The 20959-nt window shown below is 48.9% G+C and carries 18 protein-coding genes and 2 pseudogenes; 5 read left to right on the top strand and 15 right to left on the bottom strand.

Going from position 1 to position 20959, the window contains the following annotated elements; all coding sequences use genetic code 11:
* Positions 1-60 precede the first annotated feature (60 nt).
* On the top strand, positions 61-237 hold the full coding sequence (locus ACTJJJ_RS29380) for a hypothetical protein (RefSeq protein WP_426293784.1): 177 nt from the start codon (positions 61-63) through the stop codon (positions 235-237).
* A 12-nt stretch (positions 238-249) separates the two neighbouring features.
* Complete coding sequence (locus ACTJJJ_RS29375) at positions 250-393, top strand: hypothetical protein (protein WP_426293785.1); 144 nt, start codon at positions 250-252, stop codon at positions 391-393.
* A gap of 158 nt (positions 394-551) precedes the next feature.
* Here the strand turns inward: ACTJJJ_RS29375 and ACTJJJ_RS29370 are convergent, their stop codons facing one another.
* From ACTJJJ_RS29370 to ACTJJJ_RS29335, 8 genes and pseudogenes are all read right to left on the bottom strand, one after another.
* Positions 552-1157: a hypothetical protein gene (locus tag ACTJJJ_RS29370; RefSeq protein ID WP_426293786.1), complete on the bottom strand. Its 606-nt coding sequence runs from the start codon at positions 1155-1157 to the stop codon at positions 552-554.
* 416 nt (positions 1158-1573) lie between these two features.
* Positions 1574-1852, bottom strand: coding sequence for a hypothetical protein (locus ACTJJJ_RS29365; RefSeq protein ID WP_188927592.1), 279 nt, complete (start codon positions 1850-1852; stop codon positions 1574-1576).
* Between the two features lie 99 nt (positions 1853-1951).
* Entirely contained in the window at positions 1952-2386 is a 435-nt protein-coding gene (locus ACTJJJ_RS29360) for a MauE/DoxX family redox-associated membrane protein (RefSeq protein WP_188927594.1), read from the bottom strand.
* 133 nt (positions 2387-2519) lie between these two features.
* On the bottom strand, positions 2520-3083 hold the full coding sequence (locus tag ACTJJJ_RS29355; RefSeq protein ID WP_426293787.1) for a Crp/Fnr family transcriptional regulator: 564 nt from the start codon (positions 3081-3083) through the stop codon (positions 2520-2522).
* Positions 3084-3093: 10 nt separating this feature from the next.
* On the bottom strand, positions 3094-4302 hold the full coding sequence (locus ACTJJJ_RS29350) for a hypothetical protein (RefSeq protein ID WP_426293788.1): 1209 nt from the start codon (positions 4300-4302) through the stop codon (positions 3094-3096).
* A 244-nt stretch (positions 4303-4546) separates the two neighbouring features.
* Entirely contained in the window at positions 4547-4699 is a 153-nt protein-coding gene (locus ACTJJJ_RS29345) for a hypothetical protein (RefSeq protein WP_188927598.1), read from the bottom strand.
* A gap of 200 nt (positions 4700-4899) precedes the next feature.
* Positions 4900-5289 (bottom strand): transposase, encoded by a 390-nt coding sequence (locus tag ACTJJJ_RS29340; protein WP_229221056.1) that lies wholly within the window; start codon positions 5287-5289, stop codon positions 4900-4902.
* Positions 5290-5385: 96 nt separating this feature from the next.
* Positions 5386-5565 (bottom strand): annotated as a pseudogene (locus tag ACTJJJ_RS29335) (transposase family protein); the annotation flags it as partial.
* A 134-nt stretch (positions 5566-5699) separates the two neighbouring features.
* Between ACTJJJ_RS29335 and ACTJJJ_RS29330 the strand changes: the two are divergent.
* Positions 5700-6005, top strand: coding sequence for an integrase core domain-containing protein (locus ACTJJJ_RS29330; protein ID WP_440703737.1), 306 nt, complete (start codon positions 5700-5702; stop codon positions 6003-6005).
* A 233-nt stretch (positions 6006-6238) separates the two neighbouring features.
* Here ACTJJJ_RS29330 and ACTJJJ_RS29325 read toward each other — a convergent pair whose 3' ends face one another.
* Together ACTJJJ_RS29325 and ACTJJJ_RS29320 are read right to left on the bottom strand one after the other, a co-directional pair.
* Entirely contained in the window at positions 6239-7471 is a 1233-nt protein-coding gene (locus tag ACTJJJ_RS29325; RefSeq protein ID WP_188927606.1) for a type II toxin-antitoxin system HipA family toxin, read from the bottom strand.
* Positions 7468-7773, bottom strand: coding sequence for a helix-turn-helix domain-containing protein (locus ACTJJJ_RS29320; protein ID WP_188927608.1), 306 nt, complete (start codon positions 7771-7773; stop codon positions 7468-7470). Before ACTJJJ_RS29320 ends, ACTJJJ_RS29325 begins: the two co-directional genes overlap by 4 nt.
* 181 nt (positions 7774-7954) lie before the next feature.
* Here ACTJJJ_RS29320 and ACTJJJ_RS29315 point away from each other — a divergent pair.
* Positions 7955-8134, top strand: a pseudogene (locus ACTJJJ_RS29315) (T9SS type A sorting domain-containing protein); the annotation flags it as partial.
* Positions 8135-8951: 817 nt separating this feature from the next.
* Here ACTJJJ_RS29315 and ACTJJJ_RS29310 read toward each other — a convergent pair.
* The 3 genes from ACTJJJ_RS29310 to ACTJJJ_RS29300 all read right to left on the bottom strand — a co-directional run bounded on the left by ACTJJJ_RS29310 (position 8952) and on the right by ACTJJJ_RS29300 (position 14117).
* Positions 8952-9980, bottom strand: coding sequence for a sensor histidine kinase (locus ACTJJJ_RS29310; protein ID WP_426293789.1), 1029 nt, complete (start codon positions 9978-9980; stop codon positions 8952-8954).
* 107 nt (positions 9981-10087) lie between these two features.
* Positions 10088-10909 carry a LytR/AlgR family response regulator transcription factor gene (locus ACTJJJ_RS29305; protein ID WP_426293790.1) on the bottom strand — a complete coding sequence of 274 codons (822 nt, stop codon included), beginning with the start codon at positions 10907-10909 and terminating at the stop codon, positions 10088-10090.
* A 136-nt stretch (positions 10910-11045) separates the two neighbouring features.
* Positions 11046-14117 (bottom strand): lantibiotic dehydratase, encoded by a 3072-nt coding sequence (locus tag ACTJJJ_RS29300; protein ID WP_440703728.1) that lies wholly within the window; start codon positions 14115-14117, stop codon positions 11046-11048.
* 1133 nt (positions 14118-15250) lie between these two features.
* On the opposite strand from ACTJJJ_RS29300, the gene ACTJJJ_RS29295 reads away from it, so the two are divergent.
* Positions 15251-18079 (top strand): RICIN domain-containing protein, encoded by a 2829-nt coding sequence (locus tag ACTJJJ_RS29295; RefSeq protein WP_426293792.1) that lies wholly within the window; start codon positions 15251-15253, stop codon positions 18077-18079.
* Between the two features lie 154 nt (positions 18080-18233).
* Here ACTJJJ_RS29295 and ACTJJJ_RS29290 read toward each other — a convergent pair whose 3' ends face one another.
* Positions 18234-18338, bottom strand: a complete 105-nt coding sequence (locus ACTJJJ_RS29290) for a hypothetical protein (protein WP_188927619.1) — start codon at positions 18336-18338, stop codon at positions 18234-18236.
* A 210-nt stretch (positions 18339-18548) separates the two neighbouring features.
* Positions 18549-20957: a phosphoketolase family protein gene (locus tag ACTJJJ_RS29285; protein WP_426293793.1), complete on the bottom strand. Its 2409-nt coding sequence runs from the start codon at positions 20955-20957 to the stop codon at positions 18549-18551.
* Positions 20958-20959 lie beyond the last annotated feature (2 nt).

Below are 20959 nucleotides of genomic sequence, written 5' to 3'. Positions count from 1 at the left end.
CTTGTTTGTACCCTATCTGTATATGTCAGTGTTTTATAAACAAGGAAAAGCAGTGCCGCTATGGAAAAGGTAAGAAAATATAGCAGCTTCCAGGAAATGAAGGACACCGCGACCAGTGGCACGGTGAGCGCTACTGGTCGCGCGGAAGGTCAAAAAAGGTTTGAAAATTTCATAGATTTCCTCAGAGGTGATAACCCTCCTGAGAAGTCGCGGCAATCCGTAAGACAATCCAAATAAGGGTTATCGCGAATGCTTGATTTCAATTTCCTTCCCCAAATTATCTGGTCGGTGAATGATCACAAGGTCGAATACATGATTGTAGAAGGCTTTGCTGTGTCCTATTACGGATACGTCCGCGTATCCATGGTCGGGAATACAAGCCGTCTGACATAACCCTCCATTCGCCGACGAGGGAACACAAACTTGTATAGCTAGGATTCAGTATCAGACATTTTATGAGACAGGAAAAACGTGCGGATCGAAAAATATCATCCGTAAAATGCAGGTGGCCTCACCGATGCAAGGCCTCAAATAATTTCACCCTTGGAGGCTCACAGCCTATCATATATCAGTTTCATGGTATTCTCGCCGGAACCGGAGTTTGAAATGACCTGGACCGAAATAGAATTTCCATCATTAATTAATTTCCAAACCTCTGTTACTGCAATATCTGCATCCTCAGAAACTGTGTTGAAGGATTTTACTGAATTGATAGTCATAGTTTGGCCATCATCTGACCACCTTGCGCTTGATTTCTCCCTAGGACTTCCGACAATGGTGGCTTCACTTTTACCATCAAAGGTCACTATCTCTTGACTAGTAACAAGCCTTCCGTAAGGCAGTGGTCTCGCTACGGTTACCGTGAGAAAATCTCCGTGCTCTGCAACTTTAATTGTTTTAGAAGTTGAACGATCCCCTTCTCCAAATATGCAAATAGGAAATTGGCCATCACGTTCACTTTTCGACTCATTTAATTTCCAATCGCCGGAAAAGTTGGCTCGATCTGCATCCATACGTAAATCCACGAGAGAGGCAGTCACGTCTTTGGTTTCGGGCCTAACAAGGTCTCTCAATAGCTCATTTTCGTTTTTTTCCTTCCAGGCGGTGCCAAAAACGAGCATCAAGAATAGAGCGGAAAAGTGTAAGTGTTTCATCATTTTTCTTTTTGATATTAGGAATTTCCGCAAAGCTGGATGTTTCTCTTAAAGAGGAAGTTAATGCCTTGTTAAACAATGTTAACGAAACGTTAACGTGGCTTTTACTGATTTCCTGGCGCTCCGAGGAGACGGCACGAAGATGCCCATCTATATCTTAGAAAGTCACAATGTAATGACCTCGGACAGCTGTTATAACCTCATGTGTCACGATGCCCCCTACGAGGAGTTTGGTCGCGGTACGATACTTTGGTAAAATTGTAGAACAAAATAATAATCTCAATTTTAGATACTTATATCTGATGACTTTTGTAAATCACCAAGCATTTGGTTCGAGATTTGTTCCGCTGCGGGTGAGATTGGGTACGAAAGGAATTAGATATTAGGACGGGTGGCTACGTCACCCGTCCTGGTTTTAATCAGGGTACATAACCGTTGGAGACTACGGATGCTGCGCTCTGGTTTTGCTCAGCCGTGTGCTCGTTCGGATCATAGTCGTCCGGGAAATCAGCCTGACAGATACCCGAGCTGGTCTGACAACCCGAAACTTGCCCTTGCTCCCAATTCTGGCTGGCAGCTCCGCCCGTCCGGGTCCACCGTTGAGCCTGTCTGCCTGGGAAGTTTGCTGCCAGGGCGAGAGTGCCACCCAGCAATAGGGCAACTAGCGGAAGGATACTTAATTTGCTTCTGGTTTTCATAACAGTAATTGTTTAGCGTTTGAAATTGAGATTCTTTGCAGGAAGGGCGGGTGCCTGCGGCCCGGTTGGACGTTCTCCCTGGGAGCCTGGCCGGTTAGTTTAGAGTTTTGAAAGCAGACCTCCTTTCATTTGGTGGATGATGTATATACCAATCAGCGCGATGGTCAGAAAGAATAGGTTAAAGAGCAGATGGGCCTCAAAACCCATTTGCTGCAAGACACCGCCACAGCTACAAGGTGTTTTGCTGAAAAAGCCGGCTACCACAAGTCCCATGTAAGCGGTAAATCCGGCCATTAACGTCGCCGACGCATACAGGCCACAGAGCCTGGTTGATTTAATCAGAAGCAGCGCCGTTGCTGCCAGCTCAGAGACGGGTATCAGTAGCGTGAGCGGCCAGATGCTCCATGCAGGAAATGGCTGCATGGCAAGCTGCGAGTTGAAAACCTGGAGAGTAATTATTTTGGAAACCGCCGTGTAGCTGAAAAGTATGATCAGCAAAGCGGTGATAATGGTCAAGGCTGTCTGTCTAATCATGACGCCGGTCGAAAGTCAGGTGGTGGAATTAACGGGTCTCTAGCGGGTTGTTTTCGAAAATTAGCCCCGGAAATTCTCTTCGGACTTCGGGAATGTGAAGTCAGTTTCTGAATGTTTTGCTAAGGCGATATCCTTACCTGGTGTTTTTTCTTATTTCACTGATTGTCTGCGGGGTGATACCCAGGAAGCTGGCAATGTCACGCAGGTGGACCCTGCTTTCGGGCAGGAAGCTCCTGAATTCTGCGTAAGCCTGGCGGGCGGGCAGCGCGCACAGGTGGGCCTTTAGCTCGGCCATATTGCGGTCTGCGAGAAGGATTTTTGTGGCAAACCGGGCAATTTGAGCCGCGGAAAGTTTTAGTGAGCCGGCACTTGCATAGGTGATCGCCGAGAGTTTGGCCGTTTCCAGTGCTTGCAGATGGTCCGCCGTTGTGATATTAACCTCATGCGCATCCGCCAGGAGGATAATCTGCCTTTCTTGCCAGAACCTTGTTACGTGCTCGCGCCCCTTATCGTCATAGAAGAAACCTTTGACAATGCCCCGTTGAACAAAAAAGGCTTCGGGATGAAGGCCGTTTTTGAAAAGCATCTGTCCGGGCCTGAGGATTTTACTGACCGGCATCGAGTCAAGTAGCTGCCAGAGAGCATCTTCCTGCTGGTAAGCCTGTGACAAATAGCCGATCAGATCATTTTCCCTCATCACATCCTGCTTATTGAGCGTCCAGCTCGGAGATCCAGCGGCTCACCGAATCGAGGATGGTGAGCACGCGCTGCTTGTCAGATTCTTCGAATTGGTAAGCCTTTGAGCGCATGCTCTCCCAGGAAATATCCTTTTTCCGTGGCGTGGATAGGTATGGGGCAATTCTCTGGAACACACTGTTCATTGATCTTGCCTGTATGATCCGAAGTGAATCGAGCGCCCTGAGCAGCAGCGCGATCTGGTCGATCGAAAGAAAGCAAAGGATCTTTGTGTGCTCGGTGGACGTGTTGGGGATGTTGCCAAAAGTTTGAGCAGTTGCAGCCGTTTCCCACTGCCTTTGCCTTTTCAGATATTGCAGCTCTGCATCAAACCATCGCCCGATGGCCGTTCTGACATCTACGTAACCGGCGTGCAGGCAGAGCTGGGACTGGTGATGTAGTTGATTAAAATCCTTGTGGGCCAAAAGCAGCTCCCCCATTTTTTCGGCAGTAGACTGCGTTTGCCGGACGCGTGCAGCTATGCGGCTGGTGTAATAATCGACAAAGTGGCGGCTGTTAAAATTCATAAATACAAGCATCTGAATGAGCCGATCGGGGCTTAACTCCTCCTTATGTGAGGAGCTTGCCAGCTTTTCGAGCTGATCGATCAGCTCTTTTTTGTAAAACACCTCCCTAAATGTGGCCCGTCGTTTCTTGTGATGCTCATCAGTAAAAGTGCTAAATGCGTCCAGTACCAAGGGCGCCAGCGGAGTGCCCACCGCCACCGCGTCAAGCCATGGCTTAAGTTTTTCAAGTCTTTCGGCGATACTTTCTTTGATGCCGGCAAGGTGGGCTGTGGGTACCCAGCTGTCCAGGTCAATGTATTCCCCAAAACGGTGCTCAATAAAGTCAAGCAGCTCATTAATTGCTTCGATGGCGGTCGTCCCCAGGCTCGTGGCCTTTTCGCTGGTAGCGATCGGGGGGTGACGTTCAAAAACGGTTTCCAGAAGCAGGAAAAGAGACCGGTGGTACTGGCCAACCATACGCTTGATTTTGCGTTTGCTGAAAATTCGGAAGGCGGCTTCTGAAAGTAGCGTCTTGCTCTGCGAGATCTCCTGCTTTATCAGCGAATTGAAGTTTTCAAGCTCCTGTGAGCCGATCGTTGATACATTTGTTTTGGCAGGGTCCAAAATCGTGGTGACCACCAGATCAAGCCACCGAAGGGCATACTTTTCGTCCATTTACATCCACCAGATTGATCTACGTCCTATACCGATAAAGCAGCTTCTGAGCATTTGGGCTGTGGGAGGGTGTAGCTGTAAATGTCTTTTCTGAGCGCTAGCGAGTCAAATTAAGTAGACCAATCAAGGGAAATTGTATAGCGGATGGGGTAAGACAGCGTAGATGTATTGAGAGATGCCTCTGGGGAAGCAAATGAAAAAGCCAGCCGCAGGGCGGCTGGCCTTGGTAAAATGGGTGCTTTTCCTAGCGATGGTGCCTGCGGAAACCACACGTGGTTCCGCTGGTGGTAATTGTGTCCTGTTTCCCGTATTGGTTTGTCGCGTGGCCCAGCAGCGCAAGACTGGCGACTTCACGTTTTTTAAGGCCGGAATACTGATTTGTCTGTTGCGTTTGCATCTGAATTGTGATTTGTGTGAGACATTGAACCACCCCAAATCACATGCATTCTCTTTCCAATCTCAAATTTAGTAGATCAATCCTGAGCTTTTGTATACGAAACAGATTTTCAACTTGGATATTCCTGACCAAAGAGGGTTCTTCGTCACTTTTGATGGTGGGCTTATCTGTTTTTAGCCATTAACATTTTTGTAAGCAGGTCAATTCCGGCTCGTCCGAAAGCGGTCGGCTACCTGCCTGGCTTGCGGGGCACCCTTGCGGATACCTAATGCATAGGCCGATGCTCTATCCCTGGCCACAATATGCATCTCCGGGTGTTGTTTAAGCCAAGCTTCGAGCACTTCTGCACTGCGACCTTCCCATAAATCGATTACCCTATTCTGATGTAGGTCTACCAGGATTGTACCATAGGTTCTGCCCTTTTTTAATGCCCAGTCGTCCACTCCGATAACGCCGGAGCAGATATTGCCACTAACACCCGGGAGCGATTTAATCATTCGGATCACCGTGGCCGCGCTTACGGAGCTACCTACCCACCTGCTGATCATCGCCGTCTTGACACCTCCCAATTCCAAACCTATATTTGTCAAAAGGTCCCGGCTGCGTTGTAAGCGGCGACTGTAAGTGCCTAATTCTGAGCAGAATCGTTCAGTAAATATCTTCCATGGACAGATGTGGTCTCGGCATATGAACCTTCTACTTCGGAGGTTGATCTTCACTTGATAGTTAGAAACAAGCAAATCAGCTAGCTGGCGATGATAATAACTATGGATTGACTTGCTCTTCTTTTTACAAACAGGACATCTGGAGTACCTTTGCAGGGAACTTGAATTGACCAATACTTTTCCTTGCCAATGTAGCAGCATGAAGGCTGATGATGTAAAAAGGACCGTTGAGCTTGCAATAAAAAAGGCTCGAATTAAAACCAAAGCCAAACCCAAGTTACTTTCAGACAATGGTGCGTGTTACATATCCAGCGAGTTGGGCGATTATCTGAAAAATACGCTTCAAATGCAGCCGGTGCACGGCAGACCGGCCCATCCGCAGACGCAACCGGGCGGCCGGAGCCGGAAAGATAGAGCGTTACCACCGGACCATGAGAAATGTGGTCAAGCTCGAAAACTTCTTCCACCCAGACCAGCTCAGGGAAGCGATCGGCCAATTTGTAGACCGCTATAACAACCAGCGGTATCACGAATCCTTGAACAACCTGACGCCAGCCGACGTGTATTTTGGTCGGGGTGAGCTCATTTTGAAAAGAAGGGAGCAGATCAAAACTCAGACCCTGAAACAGCGGAAAATCTAGTATCTAAACCAAAAGTTAATAGCTTTATAAACCTGAAAATACTCTCTAAGCTGTTGTCCAAGTTGGTTTGACTACATACAGTCACCCTTTTTGTGAGCTGCCCGGATTTGTCCATCTCTCCCAGTGATTTGCATTTATTGGCGAATGGTGTCAGCAAAGTGGCATCTTCTTCCACCAGCCCTGATGGGTATGCGGCCACGTCACCGTAGATTTTCTTAGATAATAGACTATCACTATCCATTTCCGGCCAGCCTTTTATTTATCAAGTCTATTGTTGACTGACTAATGCCGTATTCTTTTGCCAAAGAATTCCACCGCCCCAAGGCAGACCTGGTTTGGGCTATACTCTCCTCGACAAGTGCTTTTGACAGACCAGCTTGAAGCCCCAACTTTATAAGCTGCTTGTCACCGGGGCTTCTTCCCTCGCCCATTACCATTGTGCTCTGTTCTCCCCCAGGGCCATTGGAAAAGGTCAGATCATACGCTGGTGATAATTTCCACTCCCCATGGCTATCCATGAGAAAACTGAAATTTTTGGCATGGTCATCTCGGTTATGGGCCAGGACATTGAACACTGCCAGTCTATACATTTTCCCAACTTCCCGGATGTCCTTCGTAAGCTCACCAGTCAGCGTCAGTAAATCTTCATAGTCTAATGACGGTATCCGAAAATCACTATGCAATAACCCGCTTACTGTATGCATGTGGTATCGTTTTGTACCATCCCGGTCAAAACGTTTTGTTGCAAAATATCCCCCCCCCTTAGTGGCGGTAAATAAATGCACCTCCGACATTGCAACACCCGCCTCTTTTGCCATCAAAGCATAAACGTATTCAATAGCGCCGGAATCCAACCCGTCTTGGGAATTCGGAAACTTGACCAGCCAGGGCTCAAATTCTTGGGCGAGTTGCTTTGCTCCATGGGAGATGTTCTGACGGGTCTCATCAACCCCTATGAGTGCTTTAGGCCTTGCCCCGGCAGATGACCCATTTAAAGACAGCAGCTCCTGGATAATCTCTTCTGAATTACCTGTAAGAACCTCACCGGCTTGCTGAGCAAGATGATCCAGATCAATCAAGCCATCTATATCAGACGGACTATGATCCGGTTCATAGACCAAGGCTCCCATTCCATGAAATCCGACATGTGCCAAACGATCCAGTGGAGTAATATCGGAAGGCAATATGTTCTGAGAACGCAAAAGACGGTCAAATAATAAACGGCCCCAGCCGTCAGGCAGGCTATCGCTAAAAACACCCGCCAATCCCTCGAATGGTCTTGTTTCAAAAGCGGTAAGTCCCGGTTTGAGAGGCAAACGTAGTGGAGAAATCTCCAACCTTTTTTGAATGAACGAGGCTTGATATTCAAAATAAATGGTACGGTCGCGAATAGCCAAACGTCCAACCGGAAGAATTTTACTTCCGAAATCCAATCCTACTTTGAGTTCTGTGATAGGTCGCTTCATTTGTGACGGCCTCGTTTACGGGGTGAAGCCTCTTCTTTCAATACTTCATCGATAGAAGAGAAAGCTGGTTTAACTGGCTTGATAGCCTCAATCAGTTCCTCGAGGCCGCCAACTACTAAAAGAAGCCTAAGGAATGACTCAAGAGAGATAACCCCTTTCTGCTCAAATTTTCTCAAAGTCGGAAGGGCAACACCTGAACGCTCTGCCAAGCCTTCCTGAGTAAGGCCTGCATTTAAACGCCTGGAACGCACATTTTCAGCAAGCTTACGAAGCGCCTTAGATGGTGATATAAGTGATATCATTTTAGTACTTATCTGCTATATATATCAATAATTGATACTATTGTATTACAAATATACTGAATTGCAAGCGGAAAATTCTTTACTTAGATGGTTTTAAAAGTGAAATTATAGATATTAGATCTGTTTTTAGAAATAGCAGCGTATTGGCCGTATATCCTAATCCGGCACAAACAACCTTACGTTTCAAGTAAGTAATGCATTGTTAAAAACCACCGCTACATTGCATGATGTGACGGGGCAGAAGTTGCAAACGATTGTGATCACCACTGGCCAGCAACAGATCAACATCCGGTCACTGGCCAGTGGGCAGTATATTTTGAAATTTGCAGATGGGACAGCGGAAAGATTTATAAAGAATTGAAAAATCTGGGTGGAGAATTCGAACGGTGTGACCACCAGATTCCGTGGCAAGCTGACCGTATTGTCATTTATTGTGATTTCAAGCAAATTTTGGACTGTTTCATTGTGCTAATATTATTCGACAGAAATACGAAACATATCGTAGGTTCTGTTACGAGAGAAGCTATTCCATACGCGTATGCGAATTCAAATTCTCATGCGGGCGAAAGACTGCATCTAATGATGCAGTCTTTTAAGTTCAAAATTCCGCTGTCCTCTGTTACCATGAAAGGATTTGTATGTGGCATATTTACTACAATAAATGCATGATTAATCTGGCGAAACGATAAGTAACTATTTCATGCCTTTCCAGGTCTAAATAAACTGCGAACAAGGGGCTTAGCGCCGGGTTTGCACATGACCTTAACTTAACTGAAACGTATGAACCTGAAACGTTTACACTTAACCGTCCTGGTGTTGTTGCTATCTTTATCGCAGGAACGATGACCTTGGTTTTTCCAGTTTTTGGGCAACGATCGCGTTCCGGCCATCAGATCGCATGGTGATCATGCCGTAGGTCGAGACGATGCGCTGTTTAGCTGAAGTCAGCCGGGCCTTTGTATATATCGTTTGTTCTATTAAGGAACTCGAAGAATCTCAGAACGACTACGGAAATGTCGATATGATGTGAGCGATTTGGAGTTCAACAATCTCTACAACCAATAGTTGTGTCTCAATTTGTGTAGCGAGTAAAGAAATACTTATAAGTTCTATCTAGTAAGTGATTGATTTTTAAGCACATATGCCTGGTGTCAAACCAGGGGCCTATTGATTATTAGTCAGAGGACCAGCGGGATTTGTAAATAAACCAGAAAGCTTTCCGGCTTGTCACTTACCCTGAGCCGGTGGTTTTCAGGGAAGTAACCTTCGAGCCTTCGCTTGAGTGTAGCAAGCCCGAGTCCGCCGTGTCTTGTTTTCTCTGATACAGGGTATTTGATGCCAGGTTTGCTGTTAAAAACCTGGAAGGTAAGCTTGTCCTGCTCGATGTGGCAGTCGATTTTGACATAGGAAGGCTCATGCGTTGCGTGCACGCCATGTTTAAGCGCGTTCTCAACCAGGGTCGTGATCAAAAGCGTCGGTACACGTTTACCGGTATCTACATCTCCATAGCAATCAAAGACGATTTTGCTTCTCTGACTGCTTCTCATCGCTTCCAGTTTCAGATACTGGGATATGAATTCAAGCTCTCTTTTGAGCTCAATAAACTCCGAGCGTGTATCGTAGAGTGCAAAACGGATCATATCGGCAGCATGTATCAGATAGTCGGACGCTTTCCGGGAGAAGGTGGCTACTTCTGTGCTGGCTGCGTTAAGCACATTCAGGATGAAGTGGGGTGTAAGCTGCGCCCTAAGCTCTTTGAGCTCTTCTTCGAGTTTTCGATTTTCCGCCTCCGAGCGCCTTAGATTGGCCATCGCGCCCAGCCTTAACCATCTCAGCCCAATAGGCAGCGCAAGAAGCTGCATATCCACCAGATCATAAACCAGCACATACCAATCCCTGCTTTTTTCGGGGATCCACGGCCGCAAATAATACTTTCCGATAAGCTGGAAGTTTGTTGGCAGATTTTCAAGACCGATTAGGCCCTGGTAGAAATGGTAGAGCGGTTTTGTGAACAGGTGCGTTATCAGAATAAAGATAAATAGAACGATAAACGGGCTGAACCATTTTTGCGAGGGCTGGCCGGTAAGTGCCAGGACAATCATCGAGCCATAATAAATCGGAATGAAACGGGCATAGTACAGCAGATAAGCAAGTCTGGTGTCTGCGCTCATCACCCTGTCGGGCAAGATTGGAAAAAAAAAGATCATATGATAGCCGATAAAAATCAGCCAAAAGAGCATGTGACCGGATGCGCGTGTATGCAACGCATCCGGCAATAAAAGCCTGGAATAGACCCCTTTATTTATTTCGCTTTTCATATGCGTCGCTGGCGGTCCAGTAGTCGGTTGATGATGTTTTCTCTGCTTTTGTAGCTGGGTATGGTGTATTTAGAACCATCAGGCATTCGAACTATGTTGCCTTCAATGAGCCGGATGGCCGACCGGTTTATAATATACGAGCGGTGGATTCTGATGAAATGCGACGATGGTAGTTTGCGCTCGATCGAGCCGATACTGCCTTTCACCAGGATTGTACCTTCCGAGCAATGCACCTTTACGTAATCCTTCAAGCCCTCAATCGCATAAACCTCGTTCAGTCTGAGATGGTGAAATTTTTTGCCTGAGTAAATCCAGATCGAATCGTCCTGGACAGAGCAGGTTAAGTCATGCATTTTTTCATCCCGGCCGCCCCTTGCTGTTTTACACTCCGCTAATTGCTGCTGGCCTTGCTCCCCTGGCAGCGAATGCAAATGTCTTGCCCGTAAGTCTTTCCTGATTTTGATGACTGTCCGGTAAAACCTGGTGGCTTTGATGGGTTTTAACAGAAAAGCATTTACTTCGTTTTCAAAGCCCTCAAACGCATAATCACGGAAAGCGGTTGTCAAAATGATCTGTGGCCTGGGTTCGGTCAGCATACCGATCAACTCCATGCCACTGAGCCCGGGCATTTCAATATCCAGAAAAATTAGCTCCGGGCGTAGCGTTGCGATCATATCGGCTGCCTGGACGCTGCTGTAACAGCGACCTTTCAAGCTAAGCCAGGGGACTGAATCGATCAGCCTGATTAGTGCAAGGTGAGCCGCCTCCTCGTCGTCGATCACAAGGCAGGAAATTGCATGAGAAAAATTGGTGTCCATTTCGTAGAATTTTCAAGGTAGATTCTTAGCGAGTGGGCGAGGAGTAGTTTGCTTGTTTATTTAATTAACCAATTGGTTACAAAATAATGTATGTAACCCAAGATTAAAAGTGTGTTTTTGATTTTCGTGCTGATATTCAATTAATTAGTCGATTCGTGCAAAGTTTGGCTGCCGATCGATAGTATTTGCTTAAAAAGTGAAACAAGATCATTTCCTGTTTTCGATGATTGCTTTCAAGAATCCGGTTCAGGAACATGTGAACATAGCTGGAAATTTCTGCCCTTGTGATTGTTGTTGTGCGCGCGACCCGAATCTGCTCGGATCTTTCCTTAAAGCAGCCGTCAAGCATTAGCGGCAAAAGTGCCTGACTTGTGAGTGTCTGCTGGATTTGCATGCGGTGATGCCTGTATTTGTAGTCCAGCTGACGGGTCAGCGCCTGGTTCTGACCGAATTCGGATAAGAAGTTTTGATAGGCTACTTTGGCATAAGCCGCTTTCTCGTTTAAGCTCAAACCGAAATCATCGAGCATAACATCCGCCCCGTACAGTGCGGCAAGCCATCGCGCCTGGTCATCCGTCTCTGACTCGAGTAGCGAGACGACCTTAATGCAGGCCAGCGAGTCCTGGTAGAAGATTGATTCGACCTTTTCAAAGTCGAGGCTATGATACCTTTCAAGTTCCCTTTCGTAGGTGTCGGTTTGGATTTTCTCGATTACGTCCTGGAAAGCACTACCTTCAAGTGAAGCCTGGATCCGGTCCAGGGCCAGGTGCCAGCATTCCGGCCTAGCAAGCTCGAGGCGGATTCTCAGGTGATGCGACGGGTCAAAATACCGGACATAAAACCACTTTTTCAGATGCCCTTCGCTAGTCAGCTGCTCGCAGATCGTGGCCAGTGTCGTTGTCAGCAGCCTGTCGGCTTTACCTGCGGGAAGGAAGATCTTTACATAGAGCCACTGGCTTGCCAGATGAAAGAGCCGTTGCTCTTTCATCTGCGCCGGCGGGGAGACTAGCGTCTGGGTTGCCGCGGGTTTAAAGGCCAGTACCAGCTCATGTGAATAGCGCCCTGCTTTATCTTCTACCGGCTGAGAGGCACTAGATTGCAGGTATTCCTGAATTTTAAGGTGGCCTGTTTTTTGCAGCTCTGCTTTGAAGAGCGCTCGGGCAAAACAGCTTTCAAAATCGATCAGAAGCAGATTATCACCCTGACAGATCTGGATCATCCTTGGAATTCTTAACTTACTGAGCAGCACGTTCCAGTGCTCGTCTGTATCAAGTGCATCAAGGATTTTTTGACGGGTCTCTCCCGAAAGATTCCACTGGGCCGGGCTCAATATCAACCGGTGGAATAAGACCCTGGGAAGAAACGAAAAGCTTGCAAGATGCTCCCAATCCCATGCCATTAACTGGCTGTCCTGATTGGCTACATCAGATAAAAATTGATAAACCGGAAGCCCGAGGCTGTAATTGTGGGCGGTCGTGTTATGTGGGATGATTCTTTTTGCAAGGCTTTTGCTGGTCAGGATGAAGCTCTCATCCTCTGAGATTGAAACCAGTATGTCGCTGACAGCAATTTGCCTGGATGCGGGCATTACCGAATGAGAAAGATAGGGGATCTCGTAAGGCCACAGATGAGGCCTGCTCACAACGGCGGCTGTTCTGATCTCTGGAACATGGGCGATTTCTGCGTGGATGCTTTCGCGATCGAGCTCTGCGAGCGCTCTGCTTGCATCAGAAAGATAGGCTGCCAGCAGCGGATCATTCTGAGCGAAGCGTGCCATGAGCTCAAGACCTGACTGGCCACCAGCGGCTTTCAGATAGAATTGAAAGTAGCCGCGGTCTATGTTTTTGGCCGAGCTGGCAAGTATCTCGCCCAGCCAGTAAAATCCTCGCTCTTGGGAAGGTTGTTTAGTAAGCGTTTTTAAGTCACTTTCCTGAATCTCGATTTGGTATAGTTGCTCAGATAGCGCTTGATCGAGGATTTGTTGCTTGATGCGGCTTGCGGCTGTTTCCGGTAATGCCGCAGTGTAGGCGGTTTGGGAGAATTCCAGCTGCGTCAGTAGGGTAGGCGGTTTGCCCTCCTGCATAGCGAGCCGGGCATACTGCATCCCCATTTCACTTTCCAGCACCTCGCAGAGCGGCAGCAGCCGATAGCCGTAACTGGCCCTGAATTTTTGTTTCAGCACAGTTAATGGGCTTAACTGCTCGCTGCTGCGCAAAAGGCCTTTTACTGCTGCAAAATCACCAGCCAGCTTGGCCACCGCTTTTTTGCCAAGCATCAGCCCTTTTTGGGTGGCGCTAATCTGGGCGCGGAATAGCTGCTGCGTGGAAAGCGCAGGTATCAGACCGGCTAGTTCTCTGGCCACACCTTGCAGGCCGGCGGTAGAATCCTGGCTGGAAAGCCCGCAGACCAGTTCATAGAGCTGCTGGGCTTGTCTGGATTTTTGACGATACTCGTCAAGACAGGCTTTGACGCGGTCTTCGAAATCAGGGCCGGTCGCGTTGGGTGAGAGCTCACTGACCAGAAGGCCCGAGTCGATCAAATCCTGGATCAAACGGCTGGACTGGTCCGGTGTAAATGCGTCCTTTAGCCTTTTTGCGAGTTCGATTTTCGTCTGCGGAGTCTTTGCCGCCTGCAAAAGCAAGGTGAGCTCTGGAAAGCCATCGACTTCTGAAATGACTGGCTCTGTGGTCTGTCCACTTTTTTTAATCTCGATATAACGGTATCCTGTCGGGGTCAGATGTAAGCTGCTGTTGGCCACATACCGGGTTTGCCCCGACGGCTGCTGGCTGTCAAGCCAGCGGGTAATATGTGTTAATGCGTTGATCTGTAACCTGATCGTCTTTCTCTTTTCACTGATCGCGGGCCCGCTGAGCTTACTGTGATCAGCGAGGGCTCCGGCACCAGTCACAGAGAAAAGCCCAAAAGGGGTTGCCCGCGCGCTTATTCTGATCAAATACTTGTAAAGTGAGAAGAGTACTTTGCGTCTGGATTTTTCCGGGGCTTGTTTATCGTAAGCTTCTACGGCGGCCTCAAGCGAAGGAGAAGCAAGCCAGATAGCCTGACGGAAGGGCTCAGTTTGACATAGTTCAAGTAGCGCAGCTTCCCACTTTTCAAAATCATCTCCGCACCGCTGGTGAAGAGTTGTTAGCTCGCCGTTGGGCATGGCCGCCCGCCTGAGCATGAAAAAATCATAGGGCTCGTTGTGCATGCAGGTAAGTCTTTGGGTGGAGTGAAATGTCCCAAATTCGGCTTGGAAGTCCACTTGCGCCACTTTAGTATACCAGCCTGGACAGATTGTAGATTTGGATACAAACCCCGGATTTGCCTGATCGCTCGATCATATTCTGTAATTCGTATAACATTTGCTGTTTATTGGTCGACTGTTTTGTACTGTCAGTAAAGGCGGATATTGCTTTTCGATGCAGACCGTGCTGCGTGTATATAATCCCGTCCGGGGCAGACTTTCTATTAGCCTGGCAAAAGTGTTCGGCATAACCGCGGCCTAGCGCCCGCTTTCTTATTCCACTTCCTTTTTGCCCCTGGCGGCGGGGATTGGGGCTGAGCTTTCTTTTCTTCTTGTTTTGTTTGGGCCCCAAAATTGCGGTTTTCGGAAGTCTGACCCTGAGAAGCGGAAAATGCGGTACCACAGATCACCCCATTCTATGGCAGATTGACCACCAGCCACAATTCGCAGCCTTTGGAGTAACTCGCTGGTGAAAAAAAAGATAGAGTGGTCAGTATAGGCCGAGATGACCTGGTCAGCCCAAAATGAAATCAGCGGGCCGCCCGGCGGTGGCGAGTATCCCCGCAGTTTCCAGCAGTCAATTGTCGATGTGAAGCGTTCGTAAAGTGTCGTTGTGCTGTCCGAAGTAGTAGTGACTTTGCCGGTTTTTGATCTTTCATTTTGATATCCGAATGTATGCGGTTTTTATGAGTCGCCTCTGTTGAAAAATTATTTTTTTTCCATTTTTTAACTATTTAGTACCATTTTGGACTTTTTACTCCCTTCATTTGGACTATTCCGTACCCCTTCATAGTCTGTTGGCGATCTATCTTTGGTGCAAGAAATCCCTGTTATTGTACTGCCCTACATTGGGCATGAACGCGCCGAGCTCCGGACTATAGGTCTTAGGAATGGGCATGAAGCCAAAGCTGCGGTTCATCAGAACTATTTTAGCAATCACTTAAACACATGCATACAATATGGACAAAACTTACGCAATGAAACCAACACACGGCTGTCAGCTGATCCAAAATCAAGGCCAGTATGGGAAATTTTCGCGGTTCCGCAAAGGAGCTCGCCATGTGAACCAAAATAGTGGTAGAACAGCCTGGCCGGTTATGAAGTTGTCATTACTGGTGAGTTGCTGGCTGACATTTCTTTCGGCATCCACGCTGCTTGCTCAGACCTACCAATGGAAAAACGTTCAGATGCTGGGTGGAGGATTTGTGACGGGCATTATTTATAGTCCTACTCAGCAAAACCTGATCTATGCGCGCACCGACATAGGGGGAGCTTATCGCTGGGATGCTGCCAATAAAATATGGATACCGCTCTCGGATAGCTTCGCTTCCGGCGATGACTTTGGCGTGGTCAGCATGGCGACCGATCCTTCTAACGCCAATCGGGTGTATATGGCCACGGGCCTTTACACGCAGTCTTGGGGTGCAACAGGTGCTGTGTATTCCTCAACCGACAGAGGGGCGACGTGGACACGTAATAACCTATCGATTAAACTCGGGGGGAATGAAAACGGGCGCTCAGCCGGTGAACGCCTGCAAGTGGATCCGAACCTGGGGAGCACCCTTTTCCTGGGTTCCAGTACAGACGGGCTTTGGAAAAGCGCCAACTACGGATCTACGTGGAGTAAAGTCGGTAGTTTTCCGGTCAGCTCCAGTCCGGTTGGTTCTGGTGGTATTTCTTTTGTGCTTTTTGATAAAAGCAGTAGTTCGTCCGGAACAGCGACGAAAACTATCTACGTGGGCGTCATGCAGACAGGTACCAACCTATACAAAAGTACCGACGGAGGAGCTACCTGGACGGCTGTATCCGGCCAGCCAACCAATCTGATGCCACATCAGGCGGCTCGGGCTTCCAATGGCATTATTTATCTGTCCTATTCTGACGCCAACGGCCCGAATAACGTCGGTGCCGGGGCGGTGTGGAAGCTGAATCCGGCCAGCAATGCCTGGACGAATATATCCCCACCGTCCGGACAGGGGGGCTACGGGGGCATTTCAGTAGATGCACAAAATGCCAATCATGTGATCGTAAGCACTATGGACCGCTGGTGGCCACGCGATGAAGTTTTTCGCACGACAGATGGCGGCAGCAACTGGACCGGCCTGCTGACCAACGCTACATGGGATCATTCCTTAGCTCCGTATGCGGCTACCATGAATCCGCACTGGTTGGGTGATGTAGAGATCGATCCATTTAATGCTAATAATGCCTGGTTTGTAACGGGTTACGGAGTATACAACTCGAACAATCTCGGCACGAGCCCGACCAATTGGATATTTCAAAACAAAGGATTGGAAGAAACTGCCGCCCTGGAACTGATCAGCCCGCCTGCCGGTGCTCCGCTTTTGAGCGCATTGGGTGATATCGACGGTTTCAAACACGACAACCTGGATGTTTCGCCGGCGGCCGGTCGCTTATCGCCTCAATATGGCACCAGCCTCAGTATCGATTTTGCGCAGAGCGTTCCCAGTTTTATGGCTCGTACCTACAACAATGCTGGTGGTAAGTACGGCTCCTATTCTACCGATGGCGGCAGTAGCTGGACGTCCTTTGCCAACGCACCAGCCGGAACAACCGGTGGGGGCAATATCTCAGTTTCCGCCGATGGCAACAGACTGGTGTGGGCTCCCGAGGGCGCTTCCGGGTTGTATTTTTCTACCAACCACGGAACATCCTGGACCGTCTGCGGTGGCGTGCCGGCTAATTTAAAGCCCACATCCGACCGCGTGAATTCCCAGAAATTTTATGCATACGACCCTGTGAATGGCAGGATTTGGGTGAGTACCAACGGAGGAGCTTCCTTTTCCATACAGGCTACCGGACTGCCGGCGGTTCCCGACTATCAGGCGTGGTTAACCAGAATTCGGACCGTTTTTGGCTCGGAAGGTGACATTTGGCTCGCTAATCCCAGCGGCGTGTATCGTTCTACGAACTCCGGCACCACTTTTGCCCAAGTGAGCACTGCACAAAATGCTACGGCAGTTTCCTTTGGAAAAGCAGCACCCGGCAAAACCTATCCTGCGGTTTTTATCGTCGGTACGGTGAACGGCACTGCCGGCTTTTACCGTTCGGACGACGGTGGTGCCAGCTGGACGCGTATAAACGATGCCCAGCACCAATATGGCACGGTTACCACCATTACCGGCGATCCGCGTGTGTACGGCAGGTTGTACCTGGGAGGAACCGGCCGGGGAATTATTTACGGAGATATACAAAATTCTTCTTCGGTTATTTCGGGAGCAACTTACCGCATTATCGCAAGACACAGCAATCAACTGATGGACCTCGTCGGCGCGTCGACTGCTGATGGGGCGCAGGTAGACCAATGGCCTGGCAATGGCGGCTCTAACCAGCATTGGGTAGTGGCAGCCGACGGAAGCGGGTACTATACTTTAAAGGTAGTTCATAGTGGCAAAAACCTGGACATTAGTGGGTTTTCCCTGAATGACGGCGCGAAAGTGCAGCAGTGGACAGCTGGCGCAGGCACCAACCAGCAGTTTCAGTTGATTGATGTCGGAGACGGCTATTACCAGATCAAGGCCAGGCATAGCGGTAAATGTCTCGACGTGGCAGCCGCTTCGGTGGCTAATGGAGCCCTCATTCAGCAATGGGCCTGTAACAATGCAACCAACCAGCAATTCCGGCTCGAACAGGTAAGTACGGCAAGCGCTTCTCGGGTGGCAGGTCCGGAACTGGTAGAATTTGAGAGAAGGGCAATGGTTTATCCTAATCCATCTTCCCAACTTTTCCAGATCAGAGCAAATTCTGATTTTACCTATGAAATTTATGATTCGGTAGGCAGGAAAGTAGAAAGTGGCGAGGGGAAAGATGGAACCTTGGTCGGTCAGACGCTGCGCCCTGGCCTGCATTTAATCAGGTTGCATATGGGTGGGGTAAGCAAAGTCATCAAGCTACTTAAACAGTAATGAAAGGTGCCTGGTAGGAATAGTTTGTACTTAATTTGATCGATAAGGTTTTTTAAAATCAGGTAATTGTAATGGATTGCGCGTAGGGCGATCTGGCACTTCGGTCATGCACCGGGGCGCATTTAGGTATAGTGGTTAACCTTGGCCGGAGAATTTACTTCGGCCAATTTACTTGCTTGTACAGAATACCCATCCGCATTGAGCAATGGTCTAACAGACGACGATCAGATGTGATATTTTCCAGATAGCCTGTCAGCATCAATTTGAAGGAAACGAAGGGATCAATTGATGGATTCCCGTTTTGCCATACAGCTCGCGAGTCTGCTTGTATAAAAATTGCAAATCGAGCGTTTCGCTAAGCCCGATAACGAGCTCATTTTTCTCTCTATTTGGGTATGCCTGTCAATCTACCCATCTAAATCAAGGCTTTGTTTGGCTTGAAGACTGGCATTTTGTTCTCAACAGTCATTTAAACCGGATACATTGAAGGATCCGCATTCCATTTCCATTCCAAAATCTCAGGCATATCTTCTCCGTGCATTTCGATGTAGGCTTTGTGGTCGATCAGCTTGTCGCGGAGATATTGTTTGGTATAGGCACCTTTTGAGCCTAGGTCGAGCAAGCGGTCGATCACGTCGCTCACCAGATGGAACCGGTCCAGGTCGTTGAGTACCACCATATCGAAAGGTGTGGTGGTCGTGCCCTCGCCTTTGTAACCACGAACGTGCAGGTTTTTGTGGTTTGTTCGGCGGTAGGTGAGGCGGTGGATCAATAGCGGATAGCCGTGAAATGCGAAAATAATGGGTTTGTCCTTGGTGAAAAGGATATCGAAATCCTTGTCGTTCAGGCCGTGTGGATGCACGCTTTCGGGTTGGAGCGTCATCAGGTCCACTACATTAATCACCCTTATTTTAATTTCCGGTAGATGTTCCCTCAGGATTTGAACGGCGGCGATCGTTTCGAGCGTGGGTACATCTCCGGCGCAGGCCATCACCACATCGGGCTCGAAACCTTCGTCGTTGCTGGCCCATTTCCAGATTCCCAGCCCGGCCGTGCAGTGTTTTACAGCCGCATTCATGTCCAGCCATTGCATTTCAGGCTGTTTTCCAGCGACGATCACGTTGATGTAATCCCGGCTTCTGAGACAGTGATCAGTCACCGAAAGCAGCGTATTGGCATCCGGTGGCAGGTAAATGTGGACAATATCCGCTGTTTTGTTGGCCACAACATCCAGAAATCCGGGATCCTGGTGGCTGTTTCCATTGTGGTCCTGTCTCCATACATGCGAGGTAAGCAGGTAATTCAGCGAGGCGATCGGTTTGCGCCAGGGTAGGGCCCGGGAAACTTTCAGCCATTTTGCATGCTGGTTGAACATCGAATCCACAATGTGAATGAATGCCTCATAGCAGGAAAACAGCCCGTGCCTGCCGGTGAGCAAGTAACCTTCCAGCCAGCCCTGGCAAAGATGTTCGCTTAAAACTTCCATCACGCGGCCATCGGGCGAAATATGGTTGTCGCCCGGAATAATTTCCGCTGTGGAAGTCCGGTCGGTAATGTCGAATAAATGGGAAAGCCGGTTGGAGGATGTTTCATCCGGCCCGAATATCCTGAAATTCCGTTCGTGCCAGTTTGCTTTCATCACCTCCCTCAGAAATTCACCCATGGCCGACGTCGCTTCGGCCTTACTGTTTCCAGGCGAGGGCACCGGCACGGCATGCGCGCGGAAATCGGGCATTTGTAAATCTACCAGAAGCGAGCCGCCATTGGCACTCGGATTGGCACCCATTCGCCGGTTCTCTGCCGGGGCGAGTTCGGCCAGTTCGCCAGCCAGCTTTCCATTTCCGTCAAAAAGCAGTTCAGGATGGTAGCTTTTCATCCACGTTTCCAGCATTTGCACATGCTCAGGTTTGGTAGCCAGTTCGGCCAATGGCACCTGATGCGCGCGCCAGGTGCCTTCAATTTGCAGGCCGTCCACGGTTTTAGGGCCCGTCCATCCCTTGGGCGTGCGGAAAATGATCATCGGCCAGGCAGGGCGTTCTTTGAACCCGTAAACCCGCGCAGCACTTTGAATCTGCCTGATTTCTTCCACGACAATGTCCAAAGTCGAAGCCAGCAATTCGTGCATGGTTTCCGGATCGTCGCCTTCCACGAAATATGGATTGTAGCCATATCCACGGAAAAGCTGCTCTAATTCCACTTTCGGAATCCGTGCCAGCACAGTAGGATTAGCGATTTTATAACCATTCAAATGCAGGATTGGAAGTACTGCGCCGTCATGGGCCGGGTTGAGGAACTTGTTGGAATGCCAGCTCGTGGCCAGTGCCCCGGTTTCGGCTTCGCCGTCACCCACCACACAAGCAGCGATCAGGTGCGGATTGTCAAAAACAGCCCCGAATGCATGTACAAGTGAGTAACCGAGTTCCCCGCCCTCGTTGATGGATCCAGGCGTTTCCGGCGCCACGTGACTGGGAATGCCACCTGGAAAGGAGAACTGTTTGAAAAGTTTCTGCATTCCGGTTTCATCCTCTGAAATATCTGGGTAAACCTCGCTGTAAGTGCCTTCGAGATAGGTATTGGCCACCAGTCCGGGTCCGCCGTGGCCGGGACCTACTACGTAGATGACGTTCAGGTCATATTGCTTGATAATACGGTTCAGGTGGACGTAAATAAAATTCAGTCCGGGCGTCGTGCCCCAGTGGCCGAGCAGCCGTGGTTTGATATGTTCGAGCGTCAATCGCTCTTTCAGCAACGGATTGCCGTACAGGTATATCTGGCCGACCGACAAATAGTTAGCCGCATGCCAGTAAGCATTCATTTTCCTTAACAGTTCGGGCGATAGAGTTTTCACCCCCATATCGACATCTTGCATTTTCATCATCC

Origin of the sequence: Dyadobacter sp. 22481, assembly GCF_052044875.1 — a bacterium.
GTDB lineage: Bacteria > Bacteroidota > Bacteroidia > Cytophagales > Spirosomataceae > Dyadobacter > Dyadobacter endophyticus.
Note: the sequence above shows the minus strand (reverse complement) of the source record. Positions and strands in the feature narration are given on the sequence as shown.